Source organism: Polaromonas sp. P3_C2 (assembly GCF_056402675.1).
The window spans coordinates 1-1,773 of record NZ_JBFUGX010000763.1 but is presented as its reverse complement, the minus strand read 5'-3'; the positions used below and the strand labels follow the sequence as shown (position 1 = coordinate 1,773).

Annotated in this window: 2 protein-coding genes; both read right to left on the bottom strand. The window is 62.4% G+C overall.

The genetic code is table 11. From position 1 onward, the window contains the following. Positions 1-391, bottom strand: a 391-nt coding sequence (locus AC1DWI_RS21655) for an oxygen-binding di-iron domain-containing protein (RefSeq protein ID WP_477725731.1), incomplete at its 3' end; no start/stop codon positions are given. Between the two features lie 246 nt (positions 392-637). Further along, the gene (locus AC1DWI_RS21650) at positions 638-1,240 is read right to left on the bottom strand and encodes a hypothetical protein (protein WP_477671518.1); all 603 of its coding nucleotides are present in this window, start codon (positions 1,238-1,240) and stop codon (positions 638-640) included. Positions 1,241-1,773: the final 533 nt, after the last annotated feature.

Below are 1,773 nucleotides of genomic sequence, written 5' to 3'. Positions count from 1 at the left end.
GCCCCAGCGGCAACCGCCCGCCGCTGTCGGGCACGCCGACCAGGCGCTGCTCGGTCTTGCCGACCTTGGTGAAGTGCGGCACAAAACGCTCCCACACACGCGAGATCACCAGCTGTGCCGGAGTGGACGTGAGCCAGCGGTCCAGCGAGGCAATGATGTCGGGGTCGGCGTGGGAGGCGATGATGTAAGACAGTTTTTGCGGGCTGAAGTGGCGCGACATGCCCAGGAACAATTCGTTGAACGCCAGGTTGCCGCCCGGGTCGATCACGGCGCCGGTGCCGTTGTCGACAATCAGGAACTGGTTGGACTGGACGGCATGCGCGTCTTCCTCGATCAGGTCGGTGAACATCAGGCAGGCATGCCTGTCGTCACGGTAAAGCTCTATGGGCATAGCTGAATGCGTGCGGCGACGCAGAAAAAAAAGCCACTTTATAAGCCGCCCGCTGCTCGCGTATTGATGCAGGTCAATGACACGCCTGAAGCGTGCGCCCGCCGCCCACGCCGGCGCAACACGCGCGATGCAGCAGGCAAAAAAAAGGCGCCGGCGCCTCAATAGGCACCGGCGCGCCTTGCTTGCGCATGGCAGCTGTCCAGGCACCGCGTGGCGGCGCCCCCGAACAGCGCTTTACTTAACCGCTTAACCGCGGCGGCGGTTGTTCATCATGCGTTCCACGTCGTCGCGCAGCGATGTCAGCTCGTTGCGCAGCTGGCGGCGCTCCTGCGCGGTCACCACGCCGTCGGACTTGAATTGGGCCTCGTGGCGCTCAATGCGGCGTTCACGCTGGTGCAGCCTGGCGGCTTCGCGTTGCGTGATGTGACCCGTGCGCACGCCTTCGTCAATGCGTTGGCTGATCTGGAATTCACGGTTGTCGATGCCGGGGGTATTGCCGGCATTGCCAGGCCTGCCCGCCACATCGCGGTTGTTCATCATGCGTTCCACTTCGGCGCTGAGGCCGTCCAGGTCAGCGCGCAGCTGCTGGCGCTCTTGTGGTGTGGCAACGCCGTTGGATTTAAAACGTGCCTCGCGAGCCGCGATTTCCTGGTCGCGGCGGTACAGCACCTGCGCTTCGGACGGCGTGATGTGGCCGGAGGCCAGACCCTGCTGAATACGCGCGCTGATGGCTTGCTGCGCCTGGTCAATGCCGGGTGTATTAGTACCCTGCGCCATGGCAGGTGCAAATCCCAGCCCGGCGAACAGGGCTGAGGCCAGCAATGAGACAGTGAGGAATTTCGATTTCATGGGGTTCTCCTTGGAATGCTTATGCGTTTGATTGCCAGCAACCCGGTGGGCAACTTGCGGTGGCGGCGATAAATCTCCGTCTCGGCAAGCGGCCGTGGGGGCTGCTCCTGAATCGCTGCTTTCAAAGGCCTTTGCGCTTCAGTAAAACCATTGTTGGCCCGCTCTTGTGAATGCCGTGTAAGGCAAACGGAGCTTTACCCCGTCATTACGCAGTGATTACCCTTGCATTACCTCGCGCTTGCAGTGGTGTCCAGATGCGCTTTGGCATGGTTAGACTGTGCGCATGCTGATCATCCCTTCGCTGAGCCGCAAGCAGCTGCATCCGGAAGACAAGGCGCCGGCCGCGCACCCGGCTCCACCCGATAACCTGAAATAAACCGGCACGACGCATGGACTCGCATCACCATTCCCTTCGCCGCCAACTCCTGCTGGGCGCTGCCTGCTCTGCGCTGCTGTTGGCTGCGGCTTGCTCCAGAAAAGCCGGGCCCAAAGGCAAGACCCTGCCCAAGGAGGCCACCCTGCTGTGCCTGGGC